The following is a 19,099-nucleotide window of genomic DNA, read 5'->3' as shown; positions in this document are numbered from 1 at the left end:
GGCATAGCCTAGTTGTGAAGAGTGTAATCGGATGAGCTGAGCATCGAGTGCGAGTGGGTCAGCGGTTCATCCTTCTGTTTCACCATTATCCGCAGCTGCTCAAGCATTTCTACCGCGCTGCACTAGTCAACTCTTTTTTGGTTAAACTTTAAACCTTCAACTTTAAACCTTCAACTTTAAACCTTTGACATTTAACCTTCAACCACCGCCTCGATAGTACAGTTCAAGAAAGCGGAAAAACTTTTCACAGAGTTCTGGATCTCTTGCACCAACGTTTATTTCTTTGGTAATTTCTGCTACCGCCTGTTTCCAGTAGGGGCGAATGCCTGGGGGATCACTACGGTTACGATATAGCCGCTTGCTGATGATAGCATCTGCCGCATTCACCAGCTGAAAGACCTGAACAATGTAAGGAATTTTCTCACCACGCAACCCATCCGGATAACCAGTGCCATTCAGCCTCTCTTGGTGGGTACGCACTAAGAATGCAAACTCCTTCAGGAGCGGATGCTGGTTACAAATCAGTTCTGAAACTTCAGGATACTCCTTAACTTTTGTCCACTCCTTTTCTGTCAGCGGTCCTGTTTTGAACAGGATCTGATCGGGAATGCTAATTTTCCCTAAACCGTGGCAATAGCACAAAAAAACCAGCTGACGCATTGCTTCTGGCTCTAAGTTTAACCAGCGCCCAAAATGCATGCACATAGTTCGCAGACGATAGCACCTTAAGCCAATCGGGACGTTGCGAGCCAACTGGATTTGTTCAAGGAAATTTAGGATATCGGCGTCCCCAGAACGAAGCATCAAACTTTGAAGTTGGTTTTGGTTTTAACAATTAAATTATCCCTATCTATTAGCTTACAGTTGTGATTTTTTTATGAAGCTAACCCAGTTTATTAAGTCATTATATCATAATGGTAGTCCTCTAAAAGTAGTAATAGACGTTGGTAAAATCGACTCCTAGCAACACATAAAACTGCAAAAATAACTACTTGTTTAGAACGAGCGAACTCACGATTTTAGTTATTTTTTTATGAAGCTGATTCACTTTATTGAGTTGCGATCGCATAGTGAACTAACTCAACTAGTTTCTGACGCAATGTCTCCAGTCCAAGAAGTTTACTAGCAGAAATAAAGACTCCTTGAGGAAATTCTTCTTTCGCTAACGCTAGGGTATCACTATCTACTTGGTCGATTTTATTAAATACTACTAAAATCGGTCCTGGTGTAATGGGCATATCCCTCAGAATCCCCATTACAGAACGAATGTGACTAGCCCACGCTGAATGGGATAAATCCACTAAATGCAGCAAAGCATCTGCTTCTGTTACTTCTTCGAGGGTAGCCCGAAATGAATCTACTAAGGGTGGGGGTAACTCGTGAATAAACCCTACCGTATCGATCAATAGCATAGCGCTAGATTTACCCGTTACTGAGTCAACAATAGGTAAGCGTCGGGTGGTGGGGTCAAGAGTAGCAAATAACTGGTCAGCGGTATAAACCTCAGCATTGGTTAGGGTATTCAACAGGGTAGATTTGCCGGCATTTGTATAACCAACGACCGCCACTGTCGGAACGTCCTGTTGCTGACGCCGCTGCCTTAACCTTGACCGATGAGCCTGTAATTGGTTTACTTCTTGTTGAAGTCGGGCAATTCGACGCTGAATGGAGCGACGTTCGGTTTCCAGTTTGGTTTCACCCGGACCACGAGTACCAATGCCACCCCCTAACCGGGACATCGCCTGACCCCGACCAGTAAGGCGAGGCAACATATATTCTAGTTGTGCCAGTTCCACCTGCAATTTACCAGCACGGGACTGAGCTCTTTGGGCGAAAATATCGAGAATCACTTCAGTACGGTCTACAACCCGAACACCAATTTGGGATTCTAGGTTGCGAGCTTGTGCTGGTGATAGGTCGCGGTCAAATACTACCAGATTAGCGGCTAGAGTTTGGGTAGTCAGGGCAATTTCCTCTACTTTACCGCTACCAACTACTGTTTGGGGATGGGGATGCGATCGCTTTTGCTGGATTACCCCTAATACTTCTCCACCAGCGGTTTCCACCAACCGCCCAATTTCTGCTAAGCCATCTTCAAATCGCTCTGGGCTGATTTTTTCAGTCATTAACCCTATAATCAGCACCCTATCTTGGTCAACATCGACTTCCTGAGCCACAAATTGCCGTCGAAACTCAGCTTCTAGCTCTTCGACCAATTCCTGGAAATCCTGCTTGGTCAGAATATCCAGACTAATGGGTGATGATACACTCCAATTTAGGAGTTGAGAGTCTACCTTATTGTGTCCTTCTGAGTTACTAGGAGGGAGCAAATGTGCGAGATAGGTTTCTTTGATATAACCTGTTGCTCCACCACCCCGCCTTATCATACCTGACCCAGTAATCGTAAGTACCACCAATGCATCCAATCGCTGAATTGCCATAGCCGTGAGGGTAGATTCTCTAGGGGTTTCTGATTTGAGCTGAGTGGCGATACAGCGAATCCCGCACAATCGTTCAGCACCGTAACGGGGCAATTCCAGGGGAGGAATTTTGGTCTGAGTAGGGGTACCTACAGCCACACGAATCACTTGTCCCCGGCGATTGATGTAGGTGCATAGGGGCTGTTGAATGTCTGTGCTAATGGCCGCAACACGTTGAGCAAACTCCGGTGTAGTCAAGTTATCGCTAGGTAAGCGTTGGTGATACAGCCGTTTTAGTTGCTTGAGCTGGCTAGGCTTAAGACCTTGAAGATTACCGTAGATAGTATCGATAGGCGCTACTGACCAGTAACCTGGTTTCCAAGACTACTCTATCTATTTTAGGACTTACACAGTGAAACCAAAAATCCGGCTTTACTACGGTTATAGGGTGATGGGGTGGGTGACCGGTTGACTCGGTGTGGCGAGCTTGGGGTGACACCGTTAGCCAACAGGACTTACGCACCAAGACCCTTAAAACCCGGTTTCTGGTTATAAATCAAAGATGCTTGCTTCCATGGCTTTTACCTTTTATATCAAATCCGGATAATTGTCTACATTTACGATATCTAGACAAAATATTTCTCTCCCTGCTCCCCTGCTCCCCTGCTCGCCTAAACAGGAAGTATGGTTATTCAACCAGATTTGATATTACCTTTTGCCCTAGCCAAACCTTCCCCTACCTGTAAGACTAATACTGATTCACCAGCCCGAATCAAGGTTTTACCGATTGGCACCAGCGCTAGACCATTGGTATAAGCAAGATTAATCAAATTACCAGAACTATGACTACCACTGGCCAGATGAAATTCGTAGGCACCAGCTGCATCTAAACACAGTTGTCCCCACAGGTAAGTTTCCCGGCTTCCACCGGCATGTAAGTCATTAGATGCGATCGCTTTGACAAAAACTGGTTTCGAGACTTCCTCCGGTAAACCAGATAGTTTTAACAGTGCTGGTTTAACAAACCGCCAACAACTGACTAGTGCTGAAACGGGATTCCCAGGTAGACCAAAGTAAAGTACTGGACGTTTTGAACACGAAGGAGTACTAGAAAGATCACTTTCTTCTGGGGAATTAGGCAAGGGGGAGGTAAAGGTAGCAACTGTTAGGGGTTTACCGGGTTTAACGGCAACCGAGTGGATGTGAATCTCTGCCCCGAGCTGGGCTAAGATTTTGTCTACATAGTCATAATCTCCCACTGATACACCGCCAGTAGATAGAACCATATCTGCTTCGGAGATAGCGTTTGCGATCGCATTTTTTAGATCGTCTGGCTGATCGCGCACAATCCCCATAGGTATGGGTACTCCTCCCAAGAGGGAGACAAAGGTAGCCAAGGCATACTGATTAGAATCCACAATTTGACCAGGTTTTAGGGGTTGGTCAGGGGTTACTAGCTCGTTGCCAGTGGAAAAAATTGCCACCCGAGGACGCCGATACACTGTCAATTGGTTACACTGAGCTGCAGCTAAAATGGCGATTTCTGGAGCACCAAGCCTAATGCCTGGTTTCATAAGACTGGTTTGGGCTTGGTAAAAAGATGCCCGATGACGGACAAAGGCTTGGGATTGGGGAGCCTCCAAAATCACCACCTGGTTATCCTGGAGTTTGGTGTTTTCTTGGATCACCACCGTATCAGCTCCTTTTGGCATACAACCTCCAGTAAAAATCCGTGAGGCTTGTCCCGGTTTCACTTCACATTGGGGTTGATATCCAGCAGGGATTTCTTCGACAATAGTTAAAACTACTGGTTGTTCGCGATTGCAGGATTGGACATCGCCATAGCGCACGGCATACCCATCCATGGCTGAATTATCCCAGTGGGGAAAATCTAAGTTACTGGTCACTGTTGCTGCCAGAATTCTATTAGTGGCAGCAGATAGCTCTACCACCTGTGTTTCCAGCCGTGGGTCAAAGGGTTGAACCAAATTGAGAATGATTGACTCTGCTTCTTGAACTGCTAGCATTGCCTATTAAGTATGAAAGATGAACGATGCAGCACTATTGCATGAAGGACACAGTGAAGTACTTGCGCTGTGGTGGGCGTGAAATCTTCCCTAATTATCCTCCACTTCATCAATGGTAGGTTTTTAGTTTTGATCGGAAGTTTCGATTCTGATCGGTTCATCTTTGGTTCCAACTCTTTAATCCACGAACAACTTGTAGCTTTCATCCCGTGACTAGATCAATTATCGATAGATTACGATTAGGGTTATCCGTAGGCATTGCCAAAACCGTCACCGCTCTGGTTCGGTTATTAAACCTAGGGGCAGCAAGTGTTCTGCCTGGAGCAATTGCCCGTCGTCTCCAGCCTCAAGTGCTTCCCTTACTCTTGGATCAGGTCAGACGAGGTGTGATTCTAATTGTTGGTACTAACGGTAAAACTACCACCTCTCTACTTCTATGCACTATCCTGGAAGACCTTGGTTGGCAAGTTGCTCACAATAGTACTGGGGCAAATTTGATTAATGGCTTAGTGACAGCACTCCTAGTTCATACCAATGGCATTGGTCAGTTGGATGCTGACTACGCCCTTTTGGAAGTGGATGAAAATGTGCTGCCCTTGGTATTGCTTGATTGTCAGCCTAAGTTTATTTTGGGCTTAAACCTGTTTCGTGACCAGCTGGATCGTTATGGCGAAGTGGATACCATTAGCCGTCGCTGGCAAAATGTGATCGCTCCCTTACCTGAGGAAACCGTTGTAGTTTTAAACGGCGATGACCCTACCCTTTCTTACCTCGGTCAACAGTTACCCCAGAGAGTCCTTTTCTTTGGGTTAAGTGAGCCAGATCTCTATCTTGATGAAATTCCCCATGCGGTTGACTCAATTTACTGCCCCAGTTGTGGACATCCCCTGGACTATGAGGGGGTTTATCTGTCCCATCTAGGAGACTATCACTGTCCTCAATGTGGCTTTAGTAAACCTCAACTCGGAGTCAATAGTAGCCAGTGGCCACAAATATTAATTGGTATCTATAACAAATACAACACATTGGCAGCGGGATTACTAGCCATAGAGATGGGAATTGACCGGGATACCATCTACAACAGTATTAAAACCTTCCGCGCTGCCTTTGGACGAGCAGAAGAACTAGTTGTGGATGGGAAGCAGGTTCGGATTCTGTTATCTAAAAATCCAGTAGGGATGAATGAAACGATTCGGGCTGTAAATGACTTGCAAAAACAAGGTGGAGCATCCACTAAGCTAGTGGTACTCAATGACCGGACCCCCGATGGCACAGATGTGTCTTGGATTTGGGATGTGGATACAGAGAAATTAGTGAACTCAGGGGGAACTGTAGTAGTCAGTGGCGATCGCGTTTATGATATGGCACTCCGTCTACAATACAGCCAGAATCAAGACCAGAATCAAGACCAGACTAATTGCCAATTGATTATTAAAGAAGATTTATCAGACGCGATCGCTACCGCTTTGGACGAAACTCCAGCTGACGAAACCCTTCATATTTTGCCTACTTATTCTGCCATGTTGGAAGTGCGGGGACTTTTGACTGGGCGCAAAATTTTGTAGGTATTTTTAAGGGAGATAATTGGAAATTTTATTAAGTCCTGACTCATGAAAAATTCTGCCAAAATAAATCTATACCCCCAGCAGTAGCCGATCAGGAAACCATGACTCAAAGTATTGACCGGGTTGTTTTACCTCCTCCTTTCCCAGATCACACCCAACTACCAGAATCAGATGGAAGTTTTGTGAAAAATTTTCAGGAACACCCCCAAAGCATATTACTGACAGATTCGATTGGACCAGTTTTACAGCAAATCCATCCTGATGGACACTATGCCATTGGGCAAGACTGTGGTATTTATTGGCGAGAAACTGACCCACCCGAAAAAGGAGCAGAAGCTCCTGACTGGTTTTATGTTCCCAATGTTCCCCCTAAGTTAGATGGTGAAATTCGCCGTTCCTACGTTATATGGCGAGAATATATCGCTCCTTTAATTGCTCTTGAATTTGCCAGTGGGAACGGGGAAGAAGAACGAGACCAAACTCCTCTATCCCGAAGTGAGGAAGGAAAAGTAACTAAACCAGGCAAATTTTGGGTTTATGAGCAGATTATACGCATTGCCTATTACGGTATTTATGAAATCAAAACTGGTAACTTGGAGGTCTATGAATTCCTTAAAGGTTTCTATCACAAAATGAAGCCCAACGAGCGAGGTCATTATCCCATTGAACCATTAGGAATCGAATTGGGACTGTGGCAGGGAACCTATCAAAATCAAAACCAACTCTGGTTAAGGTGGTGGGATAACCAAGGTAATCTATTGCTGATTGGTAATGAGCGGGCGGAAGTAGAACATGCACGAGCTCAAAAAGCTGAACAGGCAATCTTCGAGGCTGTGCCCCGTTTCCTGAAGATGGGACTAACAGTGGAACAGGTAGCAGAAGCCCTTAGCTTGAGTGTAGAACAGGTACGAGAACAAGTTGAGGGTTGAATAACTGTAAAAAGTCATGAGCGTTATCAAACAAACAACCGAATGGTTAGAAACCAACTGGGTTAATCCCGCCTATGGAGGTTTTCTTTTAGCAGGAATTGCCATTTGTTTCTTTGGCGCTGCCACCAATACCATGGCAGGATGGCTCTATGTGATCAGTGCAATTATTTTTGCCCTACTGGTAATTGCCGTTATCTTACCAGTGCGATCGCTTAACCATCTATCAGTACGCCGACGTCCGATCTCACCGGTCAGTGTGGGAGACCAGTTAACCATTGAACTAGAAATCGAAAACCCCACCCTCCGGCCTCAAACCCTATTACAAATTCAGGATATGCTCCCACCGGAACTGGGAGCAATGACCAAAACACCAGTAGCCACCATTCCAGCCCAAAGTGTCCATCGCTGGGTTTATTACCATCCCACCCCCAAACGAGGAGTATATCGCTGGCACCAGGTACAATTGAGAACTGCCACACCCTTGGGATTATTTTGGTGCCGTCGCCGTCGATATGTCAGCGCTAGGGCAGTAGTTTATCCCACTGTACTCCCCCTTACTCGCTGTCCCCTAGTGGATGAAATCGGTGAAGAGGACAGTATGCAAGTCCAAAGCGATCGCAAATCTCAATCACTTAGCCAAGACCTTACCAAAGCACTACGACCTTACCGAGTTGGTGACCCTACCCGTCTGATTCACTGGCGCACCAGTGCTCGTTACGGTGAATTACTGGTACGGGAGTTAGAAGTATTGACTGGTTCTCAAGAAATTATCATCTGTCTCGATAGCTCCAGTCAATGGCATCCCGAAGACTTTGAACAAGCCGTGATTGCTGCTGCTTCTATGTACTCCTATGCTTGTCGGACTCAGCCAAATGTCAAATTATGGACACCGATAACAGGGTTATTGCACGGCAGTTCAGTAGTGTTAGAAGCCCTTGCTGCCACCCAAGCCGGAGTTGATGGGAAAGCTGAAGAGCAACCCTATTTACCCCCCTATCTACCCTTGATCTGGCTGACTCAAAATCCTGTTAGTCTTAACTCCCTACCCCCTGGAAGTCGTTGCTTACTTTGGCCAAAAGATGTATCCGTGGGGAAGCCAGTCCAACAACTTAAGCGCGATAGTTTGGGAATTGTAATTAATACGACTGAGCCCCTAAAACCCCAGTTACAGCAACCGATACGATAGCAAATAAGCTGTGGAACGCAACGGATTATGACGGAGCTAAGGTCAGGTTGTTTGCAGTCTGGTCTGCTGATTTAGGGTAGAGCAGAAGGTTTTGGTATGTCTTAACACCAATTCAACCGATCAAGCAATTATCCTAAACTATGTTATGTATCGCTATCCCAACGATCAACAAATATCCGATTTACCTGTAAGACAGTACGATACAATTCTAAGAACTCTTTCATAACTCAATTTTACTAAATGACTACATCACCAATAGCTAATCAAGCCAGTGATAGTAAACTGGAGGCGATGCAAAACTTTGCTCAGACTTATGCTCAGCGGACCGACACTTACTTCTGTGTTGACCCAAGCGTAACTGCTGTGGTGATTGAGGGACTTGCCAAAAACAAAGAAGAACTCGGTGCTCCCTTATGCCCTTGCCGCCATTATGAAGACAAAGAAGCAGAGGTGAAAGCTACCTTCTGGAATTGCCCTTGTGTCCCAATGCGGGAACGCAAGGAGTGCCACTGTATGTTATTTTTGACCCCGGATAACGATTTTGCGGGTGATAAGCAAGAAATTTCCCTAGACGAAATTAAAGCTGCGCGAGATAGCATGGCATGACAGCCATAGTACTACCTGAAGAATTTTGGCAGGGTGTCGATCAATTTAATCAGCAAGAGTTTTACGCTTGTCACGACACCCTTGAAGCTTTATGGATAGAAGCAGTTGAGCCGCAAAAGCGGTTTTATCAAGGCATTTTACAAATAGCTGTTGGCTGCTACCACCTAGGTAATCTAAACTGGCGTGGTGCAGTGGTTTTACTCGGTGAAGGGATTGGACGTCTCAGTAACTATCAACCGGACTATGGGGGGATTGATGTCACTGAGCTACTATCTCAAAGTGTTAATCTCCTACAGGCATTGCAAAACGTTGGCTCAGAGCAAGTTGCTGATTTTGTTAGACAGTTAGAGGCGGCTGACAGCAATGATGTTGTAGTTGGTGGCGAAGGGGTTAGGGGTTTTCCAAAACTCAAAGGAGTTGATGGTTAACCATTAACTTGTTAACCATTAGTTGTTAGCACATGCTTTGAAGGGATGAGAAACTTTGTTGGTGCCTAGTCGTCAAAACTAAAACACGTGCCTTAGAGCAAAAAGCCCATTTTAATTCCCAAGCTATGGCTGGATTTGCTTAAACTAGTAGGCAGAACAGCTTATTGGTATTCGAGATCAGTCATCACACACAACAGCATGAAGTCCGACCTTAAATATACTAACCGATTAAGGCATAATCTAGGTCTAAGATTATTCTTGCCAGTTACCTTGGTAGGTGCGATCGCATTACCAACTTTCCTTAACATCCCCCAAGCACAAGCCCAAAATAAACCATCAGCAGCTGATGGAGGTGCCTTGACGGTTCGCTCTGATGTCCAGGAAGCTAACTCCAAAACTGGCGTAGTCACAGCCCGTGGCAATGTCCAAATTAACTATCCCGCTCGCCAAATACAAGCAACTGCAGCCCAAGCCCAATACTTCAGCCGTGAGCGCCGTCTGGTTCTCAATGGTAATGTTTTTGTGTTGCAGGAGGGCAATAGTATTCAGGGTGAAACCATTACCTATTTGATTGATGAAGGACGCTTTGTAGCCCTGCCTCAACAGAACCAACAGGTAGAATCAATTTACATCGTTACTGACTCAGACAGCACCACATCACCTGCTCCAGGGCTTCCCTAACTAGATCAACCCCTACCATCAGCCATTATGGCTTAAAAACTAGATCTTAATTGATAGAATAGCCTGCAACCACTTCTGGTCATTTCCTGGTCATTAGTTAATTACCAAGGATATAAGGATTATGGACTATTTACTAATGACCGATTAAAGGTGCTATCTGTGAAAATATTATTAGATAATATCCATAAGTCCTATGGCAGGCGCAGTGTTGTCAGTCGCGTTAATCTTTCCGTTGCCCAAGGGGAAGTTGTAGGGTTGCTTGGTCCTAATGGTGCTGGTAAAACTACAACCTTCTACATTGCCACTGGTCTAGAAAAACCCAATCTGGGTACAGTTTGGCTAGATGATCAAGATATCACTGCCATGCCGATCAATCGGCGAGCCCAGCTAGGTATTGGTTACCTGGCTCAGGAAGCGAGTATCTTCCGCCACCTTAGTGTTCGGGACAATATTCAATTAGTCTTAGAACAAACTGGTGTGCCTCGTGGTGAGTGGCGATTAAGAATGCATTACTTACTCCAAGAGTTTCGTTTGGAAAAAGTCGCCAATACCTTAGGTAATCAAGTCTCTGGAGGAGAAAGACGTCGAACAGAACTGGCAAGAGCGTTAGCTGTTGGTTCACTTGGACCGAAGTTCTTATTCTTGGATGAGCCATTTGCTGGTGTCGATCCCATTGCTGTCTCAGAGATTCAAAAAATTATGGCTCGATTACGCGATCGCCAAATGGGAATTCTGGTGACTGACCACAATGTAAGAGAAACCCTAGCGATTACTGACCGCGCCTACATTATGCGAGAAGGACAAATCCTGGCTGCCGGAAGTGCTGAAGAACTTTATGATAATCCTCTAGTACGTAAGTATTACTTAGGGACAGGGTTTCAACGATAACAGAAGCTATTAAAAATTAATTTAGTGATTAGCAAATCGTAAACAACTCACCGCTAACTCACAACGCGAGTATAGCGGGAGCTTTTAAGCTCAAAGTTTACCAGTCTAAGTTCTATAAGAACTACGTTATTTCTAAGTGTTCAAGTTCCTACCTGGGGATGCGTAGCTAGTCCCCAGCTCTAGAACCCAGTTATTAAACAGGTGTAATTGAGTTAAGCCAGTGTAGCTGGGAAAGTACCGAGAAATAACTTTGACTAAGCTAACTTTACCCTAGCAATAGGAGGAAACACAGTTATGCGTGTATTTGTGCTCAACAAAAATCGACAACCTTTAGATCCATGTAGACCAGCAAGAGCTAGGATTCTACTTTCAACAGGTAAGGCTAAAGTCTATCGTCGTTACCCGTTTACTATAATCTTGACAGAGGAAATAAAAGAACCTATAACTCACGGGTCACAAATCAAAATAGATCCTGGGGCAAAAACAAGTGGTTTAGCTATCGTCCAAGGAAATCGAGTGGTTTGGGGAGCAGAGCTTACCCACAGAGGCTTTCAAATTCGAGACGCACTAACTTCTCGTAGGCAATTAAGGCGTGCCCGACGCAATCGTAAAACTCGATATCGTAAGCCCAGATTTCTTAATAGAACTAGATCAAAAGGTTGGTTAGCTCCTAGCCTGATGTCTAGAGTTAAAAACATTTTAACTTGGGTTGAAAAGCTGACTAGAGTATGTCCTGTGACTGGTATCTCTCAAGAGCTAGTTAGATTTGACACTCAAAAACTACAAAATCCTGAAATATCTGGGATAGAGTATCAGCAGGGCACACTTTACGGTTACGAACTTCGGGAATATTTACTTGAAAAATGGAATCGTAAATGCGCTTATTGTGGGGCAACAGGTACTCAGTTAGAAATTGAGCATATCAAACCCAAGTCTAAAGGCGGTTCCGATCGGGTTTCTAACTTAGCTATTGCGTGTCACCCATGCAATCAAGCTAAGTCTAATCAAGATATTGAGCTTTTCCTGTCTAATAAGCCTAGTGTCTTGAAGCGTGTATTGAGTCAAGCGAGACGCCCTCTGGCTGACGCAGCTTCTGTTAATACAACTCGCTGGAAATTATACCACGATCTAAAGTCAACTGGAATACCAGTCGAGGTTGGCAGCGGCGGATTGACTAAATTCAATAGATGCCGTCAAAACCTGCCAAAAACTCATTGGCTAGACGCAGCAAATGTCGGGAAAGTTGAAACATTGATCATTGAAGTAACCCATCCTTTGCTGATTACTGCCAAAGGTCACGGAACTCGTCAGCTTTGTCGAACCAACAAGTATGGATTCCCTGTCCGTCACTGTTCAAGAACTAAAATTCACAAAGGCTTTCAAACGGGTGATATTGTCCGAGCTGTGGTAACTAAAGGCAAGAAAATCGGTACCTACGTTGGACGAGTTGCAACTCGAAAATCAGGATATTTCAATATCTCAACTAAATCAGGACTGGTGCAAGGAATCAGTCACAAGTATTGTCAATTTATTCACAGGAAGGATGGTTATGCCTATACAAATTAAAGCCTGTCCTCCCTTTCCTGAGTGCCTGTCACCTGGGGTAACCCCAGGTGTTTATATGGCAAGTCTCACCGCTAAATCAAAGATTATAGCGGGAGACGACCGGGAGGCGGACAGATGAAATTTGGTAAATCCAAGTCCATCATTGCACTAATGCCTGGCTTATCAGTGATGGATCGCTACATCGTATTTGAGCTAATCCCACCACTGCTGTTTGGTATAGGTGCTTTTTCATCACTGGGTGTAGCTATTGGAACCCTATTTGAGTTGGTTCGCAAAGTTACTGAAGCAGGATTACCACTGGGAATTGCACTTCAAGTGCTACTGTTGCAGATACCCCAATTTATTTCCTATGCTTTACCAATGTCGATGCTCCTAGCTGCTCTGATGGCATACTCTCGCCTCAGCAGCGATAGTGAGTTGATTGCCATGCGCAGCTTTGGGGTAAGCATCTACCGACTAGTAATACCTGCTGTAGTGGTGAGTTTGCTCGTTACAAGTCTGACATTTGTATTTAATGAATTAGTGGTTCCTGCGGCTAACTACCAGTCCAAAATCACCTTAGACAAAGCGCTCAAAAAAGAAAGACCATCCTTTCAGGAAAGGAACATCTTTTATCCCGAATATCAAAAAGTAAAGCTACCCAATGGCAAAAAAGTTAACAAAATTAAGCGTTGGTTCTACGCCGAGCAATTTGATGGTAAGCAGATGAGAGGCTTGACAATTTTAGACTTTTCTCAGACCGGTCTAGAACAAATTGTCACCTCTCAATCTGCCGTTTGGAACCCAACTGAAAATCTCTGGGATTTTCTAGATGGCACCATCTATATTATATCTCCCGATGCTTCTTACCGCAATATCCTCAGATTTCAAAAACAAAAGCTACAACTTCCTAGAACACCTTTGGATTTGGCAAAAAAAAATCGTGACTATGGTGAAATGAACATTGCTCAGTCTCTAGAGCGTTTGGAGGTATTACGCCATAGTGGTAATGCTAAAAAAATTCGTAAACTTAGGATCAGAATTCAACAAAAAATTTCTTTTCCCTTTGTTTGTCTAGTTTTTGGTTTAGTGGGAGCTTCCTTGGGAACTCGTCCTCAACGTACAGGTAAAGCAACCAGTTTCGGAATTAGTGTTTTAGTAATTTTTTCTTACTACTTATTAGGGTTTATAACTAATGCCCTAGGTCTAGTTAACATTTTCTCTCCTTTGATGGCAGCCTGGTTGCCTAATTTATTTGGACTAGGTGCGGGAGGATTGTTGTTATATAGGGCTGCCCGATAGATAGGCCCGATAGATAGGTAGTTATTGTTGCTAATTGTAAATTGCTAATTGTAAACCATTATCCGTTGATTAGAGGCTAGCATCAAGTTACAGCGAAGCTGAAATGTCTAACATCGTTGAAACGTGCCATGTCTTCTCGTAATCAACCTCCTGCTTACCTCCGCTATTGGAAAGCTCAACTACAACCTTTGGGACGACCAGCATTTTGGGGAGCAGCTGTCTTGTTATCCCTAATGTTGTGGTTTCTCCGGGAATACTGGAACCGTCCAGAATTGTTAAGGGCAATTGGGATCAATCAAGTGGCTGAAACTGATACTCCCACCGTTGAACCAACCCTGTCTTCTGAAGATGATGAACTAGCGGCAAGGTTGGCTGATATTGATAATTCTGCCGTGCTATTAGCAGAGCTCGAAGCCCTAAGTGCTATATCAGTACCACCACAGCAAACCAAGAAAGCCAAAAAGTCTAAAACCAAAAATTCAGAAGGGTTATTTACTCAAGTTATTCAGCAGACAAAAGCTAACTCCCAAGCAAAATCACCTTTGCTAACCCCAAACTTCCAACCTCAGCAGTCCTCAAAAGCCAGACATCCGTTTGTTACATCTACAAACGATTTGTTTAATATCCCTCCCGTTCCTGGGAGTGACTTACTGAGCAATCCTAACTCTGTTAATCAGAGATCTTTATCCTCAAGCACACTGAACCAGACTAATTCTGTGTTGGGGTTGGGTTCCCTCAATTCCCTCTACACTAATCCAGCAGAGTTACCAGTCAGCCCTTTACAGGAAGCCTTGAATAGGCTTAATGCTGCTAAGTCTGTTACCGGTAATAGCAAAGCTCAACTACCTGCTAACATCTTTCCTTCAAATATCTCCTATGGAAACAGGGGAGTTCTCGAACAACGGAACTCAGGAACTCAGGAAATTAAAGCTAGGGGGGGAATACCGTTGACGGCAACTGGGAATCAAGCATTACCGACTCCCTCCTATCCAGGACAAATTACCTATCCTGGGGTAACAAAACCAGGTGTAACCGGCAACAGGACTTTCTCGACCACACCCACAACAGCTCTTTCTTCGGGACAAATTAATTATCCTGGAGTCAATCTACCTCGAACAAGGAACGATAGAACTTTTCCGACAACACCTACAGTTCCTATCAATTCCAACACCTACTCTACTCCATTCCGGCAAGCTACCGGTGTACCAACGGCAGCACCGCTTACACCAGTAGCACCGCAAGAAACTAGTAAATTGGGGCAATTTTCTACCCAGTCTACTAGTCAAAATCAGTTTTTAAATCAGCCTCGCTTAAAGTCTAAGCTTGAACCAAGTCAGCTGAGGCGACCTAAAATTATCATTCCCAATCGTTGACATTCCCCGGTCTCCCATACAGGGAGATTCTCCCTTCATAGATCTTGGTTAATCGACTCGCCCTAACCTGACAGGTTCACACCAACCAAGGGCTTAGGGCAAATCTTCCCAAGGATTGCCCTTAAATGTAGACTTGGACGTTTGGTTCATCGACCCAGTTTCTGGCATGGCCTGTCGTAACAAGTTTGCTCAAAACCTCTGTTGATCGGGTTACCAACTGAAGACACTCAAATGTCAACTAAAATATTTAATGATTGCCTCAGCAAACTCAGAACACTTCAGGGGAGGTTCTACGGGTGGAGTCATCATCCGGGCTAGGTCATAAGTAACTTCCCGGTTAGCGATCGCATCTGATATCCCCTTCTTAATTAAATCAGCAGCTTCTTGCCAACCCATATACTCTAGCATCATCACTCCTGATAAAATCACAGAGCCTGGATTTACCCGGTCTAGACCCGCATGTTTAGGAGCTGTGCCATGGGTGGCTTCAAAAATCGCACACGTGTCACCAATATTCGCTCCTGGACCCATACCTAATCCACCAACCATAGCAGCAGCAGCATCGGATAGGTAATCACCATTGAGATTCATCGTGGCCAGAATAGAGTATTCCGCTGGTCGAGTCTGGATTTGTTGGAAAATGCTGTCCGCAATCCGGTCATTTACCATCACCTTATCTTGCCATTGACCTTGCCCATGGCTGTCCCAGATGGAATTAAGGACATTTTCTACTTCCTGGATCACTTTCGCCTGTTTTTCTGGGGTCAAGGCATCATAACCCGGTTCAATCGCGCGAGCATTCTCTTCCAGGCTAATGTCAGGATTTTGCTCTTTGTTGCTGAGAATCCAAGATTCCCGTTCAGTTATACATTCTGCTCGAAACTCTGTGGTTGCTAGTTCATAACCCCAGTCCCGGAACGCGCCTTCGGTGTACTTCATAATATTCCCCTTATGTACCAAAGTCACCATCTGCTTAGACTTAGGTAGCCTGAGGGCATGTTGGATGGCGCGGCGTACTAAACGCTGGGAGCCAGTTTTACTGATGGGTTTAATCCCAATACCAGCATCTAAGGGAATCTGTTTTTTGCCATGTTCTGGAGTGGCTGGGATTAGATCCTGATTGAGTAAAGTAATCAATTTTTCAGCAACTTCGCTTCCTTTGGGCCATTCAATACCCAAGTAGATATCTTCTGTATTCTCCCGATAGACAATCACATCCAGTTTCTCTGGAGTTTTGTGGGGAGAGGGGGTTCCTGGGTAGTATTTACAGGGACGCACACAGGCATAGAGGTCATTAATTTGCCGCAGGGCTACATTTAGAGAGCGTATACCACCACCCACGGGAGTTGTCAAGGGTCCTTTGATAGCAATGCCGTATTCTTTGATGGCATTGAGGGTGTCTTGGGGTAAATACTGATAAGTACCATACTTTTCGCAAGCTTCGTCACCCGCGTAGATTTTAAACCAGCTGATGCTTCGATCGGCACCATAGGCGTATTGGACTGCTGAATCAATTACCTTCTGGGCAGCTGGCCAGATATCGACACCAGTACCATCTCCGCGAATAAACGGAATAATTGGGTTGTCAGGAACAATGGGTTGACCATCCTTGTAGGTAATGGCAGAACCAGTCTGGCAAGGGGAGATTTTATCGTACATAAAGTAGTTTCAATGAATGTCAGATGGAAGTTGGCAATAGACCTATTGTCAGAAAACTACCAGATCTCCTGCACTGGGCTTGAGACATTAAGCTTTTTTGCTGATCAACCCCAGGTAGATGGTAGTTGAGGTAAAGTCTATCCATAGGGGGATGGCAAAAAATCTACCCTAGTTAATCTTCTCATTAAGATTATTACTACTTGACAGGGCAAGAGTCGCAGAAAGAGCAGGTAGTTGTTGATCTTTCTTCCCGAAAATTCCCATTTCTGGGTATTAGCATGAGTGAACGTAGTTCAAGTTCAAAGCTTTGATGAAGTTATTACACCATGGCTCAACTGTTTGAAATCAGCCTTTATGCTGAAATAGGGGTTCTATAGCTTAAGTTCTCCTGTAATAGGAAGGTGTTCAACTGTTTTACAACAGTCAGCCAAGGCTGCTTTGTGCAGCGCCATCGCTCCTAAAAAATTGCTTGGGTGATGTGTCAATAGTTAGGGCTTCAACACCGAAACTTACAGTGTTATTAGCATAGATGCTGCCTATGGTCAACCGAATTCCGTTCAAAAGATATGGTGTATTGTTTGTCTCAGTGGGCCTTTCATAGACTTCCAGCCAGATGGCAGCAGCATCAATTCATGACCAATTGGCAGGAGTGTTTTTAGAAAAGGTGGCTCCAGAAAGAATATGAAAAAGATTTTAGTTGTTGACGATGATAAAACCCTGCTAACTCTTTTGAAGCGCTACCTGGAACATCGGGGATACCAGGTAGAACAAGTGTGTTCGGGAACTGAAGCCTTGGAAGCTTGTCTCAAAAATCCACCTGATTTGGTAGTTTCTGATGTGCTTATGCCAGAAATGGATGGTCTAGAGTTTTGCCGTCGTCTGAGAAACATTCCCAATGGTAGGCTGATGCCATTTATTTTTTTGTCTAGCAAAGCAGAATTAGAAGACCGTATTAATGGTCATTCTATGGGAGCAGATGATTATTTAACTAAACCAGTTGCGCCTAGAGAACTAGAGGCAAAAATCGAAGCACTGCTAGAGCGCTCGCACCGTATCCATGCTGAAATTGTTCGGTTGATGCAGCAAGCTACTGCTATAGCTCCTGGCCATCTAGCTAACCAATTCTCAACACCAACAGCTGTTGAGAATTCTAAGACTTTTGCTCCGGTAGGGGCAAAACCTCAACCTCTACCCTTGACACCAGCAGAAGAACGAGTATTTTGGCAAGTTATTCAGGGGTTAACCAACAAAGAAATAAGCGATCGCCTATTTATCAGCCCTCGTACTGTTCAGACTCACCTCAGTAGCATACTCCATAAGTTGAAACTACATAATCGTAGCCAATTGGTGCGCTTTGCCTATGAGCAGGGATACAAAAGGCCTAAGGAGTAGACATGGGGCAAAATCGGGTTTATTGGTCAATCTTCGATTTTGACAGAGCTGCCTTGTATTTATAATTCCAACAGACATCAACTGAGCTTTTATTCTACTATCAGCTATCACCCATCAGCCAATTTCCTCACTGCTTACTGACCACAAGCTAACCCCTTAAGGTATAAACTATCAGCTTTCAACTTCTTCCGCAACCAGTCTTTGGTCTACCCAGCAATTCTCATTTTGGGCAATAGGTGTTCAAATTGGCAAAATTCCTGTACTGTATTAGACCTCTTGCAAAAGTATTTTTTTGATAGTGTTTGCGTCAATTCTTGTCCACTGTTCCGGTGATCCGCAGATTCGCTGTTCCCGACAACTGCCGCAAAGTCTATTGATATCCGGATCAGCCAAGAGACTTGAAGTCACACCAGACCACCAGGGTTGTTCGACACAATAGTATACCTCTTGCAAAAGTCTTTCGTGGTATGATAGAAAGCTTAGTGATTTTTGATTTAGTCTACGCTTAAGACTAACCAATTTGCTTTGTACTCTCTTTATATATAAGCCTAGTACACAATAGACCTAATTTTCCCAAAAATTTCTATTGTAACTCAAAATATTTTTGCAAGAGGTTTAGTGAGTTATCTTCCCTCCTGGCTGAAATCGCTGACAGATAAGCCCAAAGGCAAATGGTCGAGTAAGATGATAGGCACCCTTTTGGGATCTTCAAGATCTAGGTTTTGGCTTGTCGATGCCGTTGTGCGAAATCCCCCAAAGCATGCTAAACCAAGTATCCATTCATTGTTCTCATGATGACTATAAGTAATACTACCCACAACTGATGTCGTCTTCCATCAATGGTTCGAAAATCTTTTACCGAAAATAATGGGTTTAAAGCCCCGTCCTTCGCTGGATAGAAACCTGTTTATTGTGGAGCCTTATAACAATAGCCTTAACCCTTTTCACGGCCTGCCGACCATAAAGGCGACCCGTAAGCATTCAGGTGTAGAGATTGACAAAGTCACCCCACTCACTTCAAAAGCGGAATCAGAGACAATTCGTGAGAACGCTGCCTGACTGCTAAGGACACAGCCTGACTCAGGAACTTTATGGTAT

15 protein-coding genes are annotated in these 19,099 nt (G+C 44.5%); 11 read left to right on the top strand and 4 right to left on the bottom strand.

Going from position 1 to position 19,099, the window contains the following annotated elements; genetic code table 11:
• Nucleotides 1-198 precede the first annotated feature (198 nt).
• The 3 genes from F6K46_RS31100 to glp form a co-directional block, all read right to left on the bottom strand.
• Nucleotides 199-804: an HD domain-containing phosphohydrolase gene (locus tag F6K46_RS31100; RefSeq protein WP_293029945.1), complete on the bottom strand. Its 606-nt coding sequence runs from the start codon at nucleotides 802-804 to the stop codon at nucleotides 199-201.
• Nucleotides 805-1,049: 245 nt separating this feature from the next.
• Nucleotides 1,050-2,678, bottom strand: coding sequence for a GTPase HflX (gene hflX / locus F6K46_RS31095; RefSeq protein WP_366510813.1), 1,629 nt, complete (start codon nucleotides 2,676-2,678; stop codon nucleotides 1,050-1,052).
• Between the two features lie 434 nt (nucleotides 2,679-3,112).
• Nucleotides 3,113-4,447 (bottom strand): gephyrin-like molybdotransferase Glp, encoded by a 1,335-nt coding sequence (glp, locus tag F6K46_RS31090; RefSeq protein ID WP_293064988.1) that lies wholly within the window; start codon nucleotides 4,445-4,447, stop codon nucleotides 3,113-3,115.
• 209 nt (nucleotides 4,448-4,656) lie between these two features.
• On the opposite strand from glp, the gene F6K46_RS31085 reads away from it, so the two are divergent.
• The 10 genes from F6K46_RS31085 (at nucleotide 4,657) to F6K46_RS31040 (ending at nucleotide 14,950) form a co-directional block, all read left to right on the top strand.
• Nucleotides 4,657-6,012 carry a Mur ligase family protein gene (locus tag F6K46_RS31085; protein WP_293064985.1) on the top strand — a complete coding sequence of 452 codons (1,356 nt, stop codon included), beginning with the start codon at nucleotides 4,657-4,659 and terminating at the stop codon, nucleotides 6,010-6,012.
• A gap of 101 nt (nucleotides 6,013-6,113) precedes the next feature.
• On the top strand, nucleotides 6,114-6,941 hold the full coding sequence (locus F6K46_RS31080) for a Uma2 family endonuclease (protein WP_293037222.1): 828 nt from the start codon (nucleotides 6,114-6,116) through the stop codon (nucleotides 6,939-6,941).
• A gap of 16 nt (nucleotides 6,942-6,957) precedes the next feature.
• Nucleotides 6,958-8,127 carry a DUF58 domain-containing protein gene (locus tag F6K46_RS31075; RefSeq protein WP_293064983.1) on the top strand — a complete coding sequence of 390 codons (1,170 nt, stop codon included), beginning with the start codon at nucleotides 6,958-6,960 and terminating at the stop codon, nucleotides 8,125-8,127.
• A 240-nt stretch (nucleotides 8,128-8,367) separates the two neighbouring features.
• Nucleotides 8,368-8,733, top strand: coding sequence for a ferredoxin-thioredoxin reductase catalytic domain-containing protein (locus tag F6K46_RS31070; protein WP_070395220.1), 366 nt, complete (start codon nucleotides 8,368-8,370; stop codon nucleotides 8,731-8,733).
• On the top strand, nucleotides 8,730-9,161 hold the full coding sequence (locus tag F6K46_RS31065) for a DUF309 domain-containing protein (RefSeq protein ID WP_293037216.1): 432 nt from the start codon (nucleotides 8,730-8,732) through the stop codon (nucleotides 9,159-9,161). The genes F6K46_RS31070 and F6K46_RS31065 overlap by 4 nt, the downstream gene beginning before the upstream one ends.
• 198 nt (nucleotides 9,162-9,359) lie before the next feature.
• Nucleotides 9,360-9,842, top strand: coding sequence for an LptA/OstA family protein (locus tag F6K46_RS31060; RefSeq protein ID WP_293037213.1), 483 nt, complete (start codon nucleotides 9,360-9,362; stop codon nucleotides 9,840-9,842).
• 159 nt (nucleotides 9,843-10,001) lie between these two features.
• Nucleotides 10,002-10,730, top strand: a complete 729-nt coding sequence (gene lptB / locus F6K46_RS31055) for an LPS export ABC transporter ATP-binding protein (RefSeq protein ID WP_071106446.1) — start codon at nucleotides 10,002-10,004, stop codon at nucleotides 10,728-10,730.
• A 294-nt stretch (nucleotides 10,731-11,024) separates the two neighbouring features.
• Nucleotides 11,025-12,296, top strand: coding sequence for an RNA-guided endonuclease IscB (gene iscB / locus F6K46_RS31050; RefSeq protein ID WP_293064980.1), 1,272 nt, complete (start codon nucleotides 11,025-11,027; stop codon nucleotides 12,294-12,296).
• Nucleotides 12,297-12,410: 114 nt separating this feature from the next.
• Complete coding sequence (locus tag F6K46_RS31045; RefSeq protein WP_293064978.1) at nucleotides 12,411-13,577, top strand: LptF/LptG family permease; 1,167 nt, start codon at nucleotides 12,411-12,413, stop codon at nucleotides 13,575-13,577.
• 128 nt (nucleotides 13,578-13,705) lie between these two features.
• Entirely contained in the window at nucleotides 13,706-14,950 is a 1,245-nt protein-coding gene (locus F6K46_RS31040; protein ID WP_293064976.1) for a hypothetical protein, read from the top strand.
• A gap of 234 nt (nucleotides 14,951-15,184) precedes the next feature.
• Here the strand turns inward: F6K46_RS31040 and F6K46_RS31035 are convergent, their stop codons facing one another.
• Nucleotides 15,185-16,609, bottom strand: a complete 1,425-nt coding sequence (locus tag F6K46_RS31035; protein WP_293064974.1) for an NADP-dependent isocitrate dehydrogenase — start codon at nucleotides 16,607-16,609, stop codon at nucleotides 15,185-15,187.
• A 681-nt stretch (nucleotides 16,610-17,290) separates the two neighbouring features.
• On the opposite strand from F6K46_RS31035, the gene F6K46_RS31030 reads away from it, so the two are divergent.
• Nucleotides 17,291-18,001, top strand: a complete 711-nt coding sequence (locus F6K46_RS31030; protein WP_075903544.1) for a response regulator transcription factor — start codon at nucleotides 17,291-17,293, stop codon at nucleotides 17,999-18,001.
• Nucleotides 18,002-19,099: the final 1,098 nt, after the last annotated feature.

Source organism: Moorena sp. SIO3E8, assembly GCF_010692445.1.
Taxonomy (GTDB): Bacteria; Cyanobacteriota; Cyanobacteriia; order Cyanobacteriales; family Coleofasciculaceae; genus Moorena; species Moorena bouillonii.
This window is presented reverse-complemented; position numbering and strand designations above follow the sequence as displayed.

Excerpts from the sequence above, each read along its gene's own strand:
- F6K46_RS31100 (WP_293029945.1), bottom strand. The coding sequence starts at position 804 with ATGCTTCGTTCTGGGGACGCCGATATCCTAAATTTCCTTGAACAAATC.
- glp (WP_293064988.1), bottom strand. The coding sequence starts at position 4,447 with ATGCTAGCAGTTCAAGAAGCAGAGTCAATCATTCTCAATTTGGTTCAA.
- F6K46_RS31080 (WP_293037222.1), top strand. The coding sequence starts at position 6,114 with ATGACTCAAAGTATTGACCGGGTTGTTTTACCTCCTCCTTTCCCAGAT.
- F6K46_RS31075 (WP_293064983.1), top strand. The coding sequence starts at position 6,958 with ATGAGCGTTATCAAACAAACAACCGAATGGTTAGAAACCAACTGGGTT.
- F6K46_RS31070 (WP_070395220.1), top strand. The coding sequence starts at position 8,368 with ATGACTACATCACCAATAGCTAATCAAGCCAGTGATAGTAAACTGGAG.
- F6K46_RS31065 (WP_293037216.1), top strand. The coding sequence starts at position 8,730 with ATGACAGCCATAGTACTACCTGAAGAATTTTGGCAGGGTGTCGATCAA.
- F6K46_RS31060 (WP_293037213.1), top strand. The coding sequence starts at position 9,360 with ATGAAGTCCGACCTTAAATATACTAACCGATTAAGGCATAATCTAGGT.
- iscB (WP_293064980.1), top strand. The coding sequence starts at position 11,025 with ATGCGTGTATTTGTGCTCAACAAAAATCGACAACCTTTAGATCCATGT.
- F6K46_RS31045 (WP_293064978.1), top strand. The coding sequence starts at position 12,411 with ATGAAATTTGGTAAATCCAAGTCCATCATTGCACTAATGCCTGGCTTA.
- F6K46_RS31040 (WP_293064976.1), top strand. The coding sequence starts at position 13,706 with ATGTCTTCTCGTAATCAACCTCCTGCTTACCTCCGCTATTGGAAAGCT.
- F6K46_RS31035 (WP_293064974.1), bottom strand. The coding sequence starts at position 16,609 with ATGTACGATAAAATCTCCCCTTGCCAGACTGGTTCTGCCATTACCTAC.
- F6K46_RS31030 (WP_075903544.1), top strand. The coding sequence starts at position 17,291 with ATGAAAAAGATTTTAGTTGTTGACGATGATAAAACCCTGCTAACTCTT.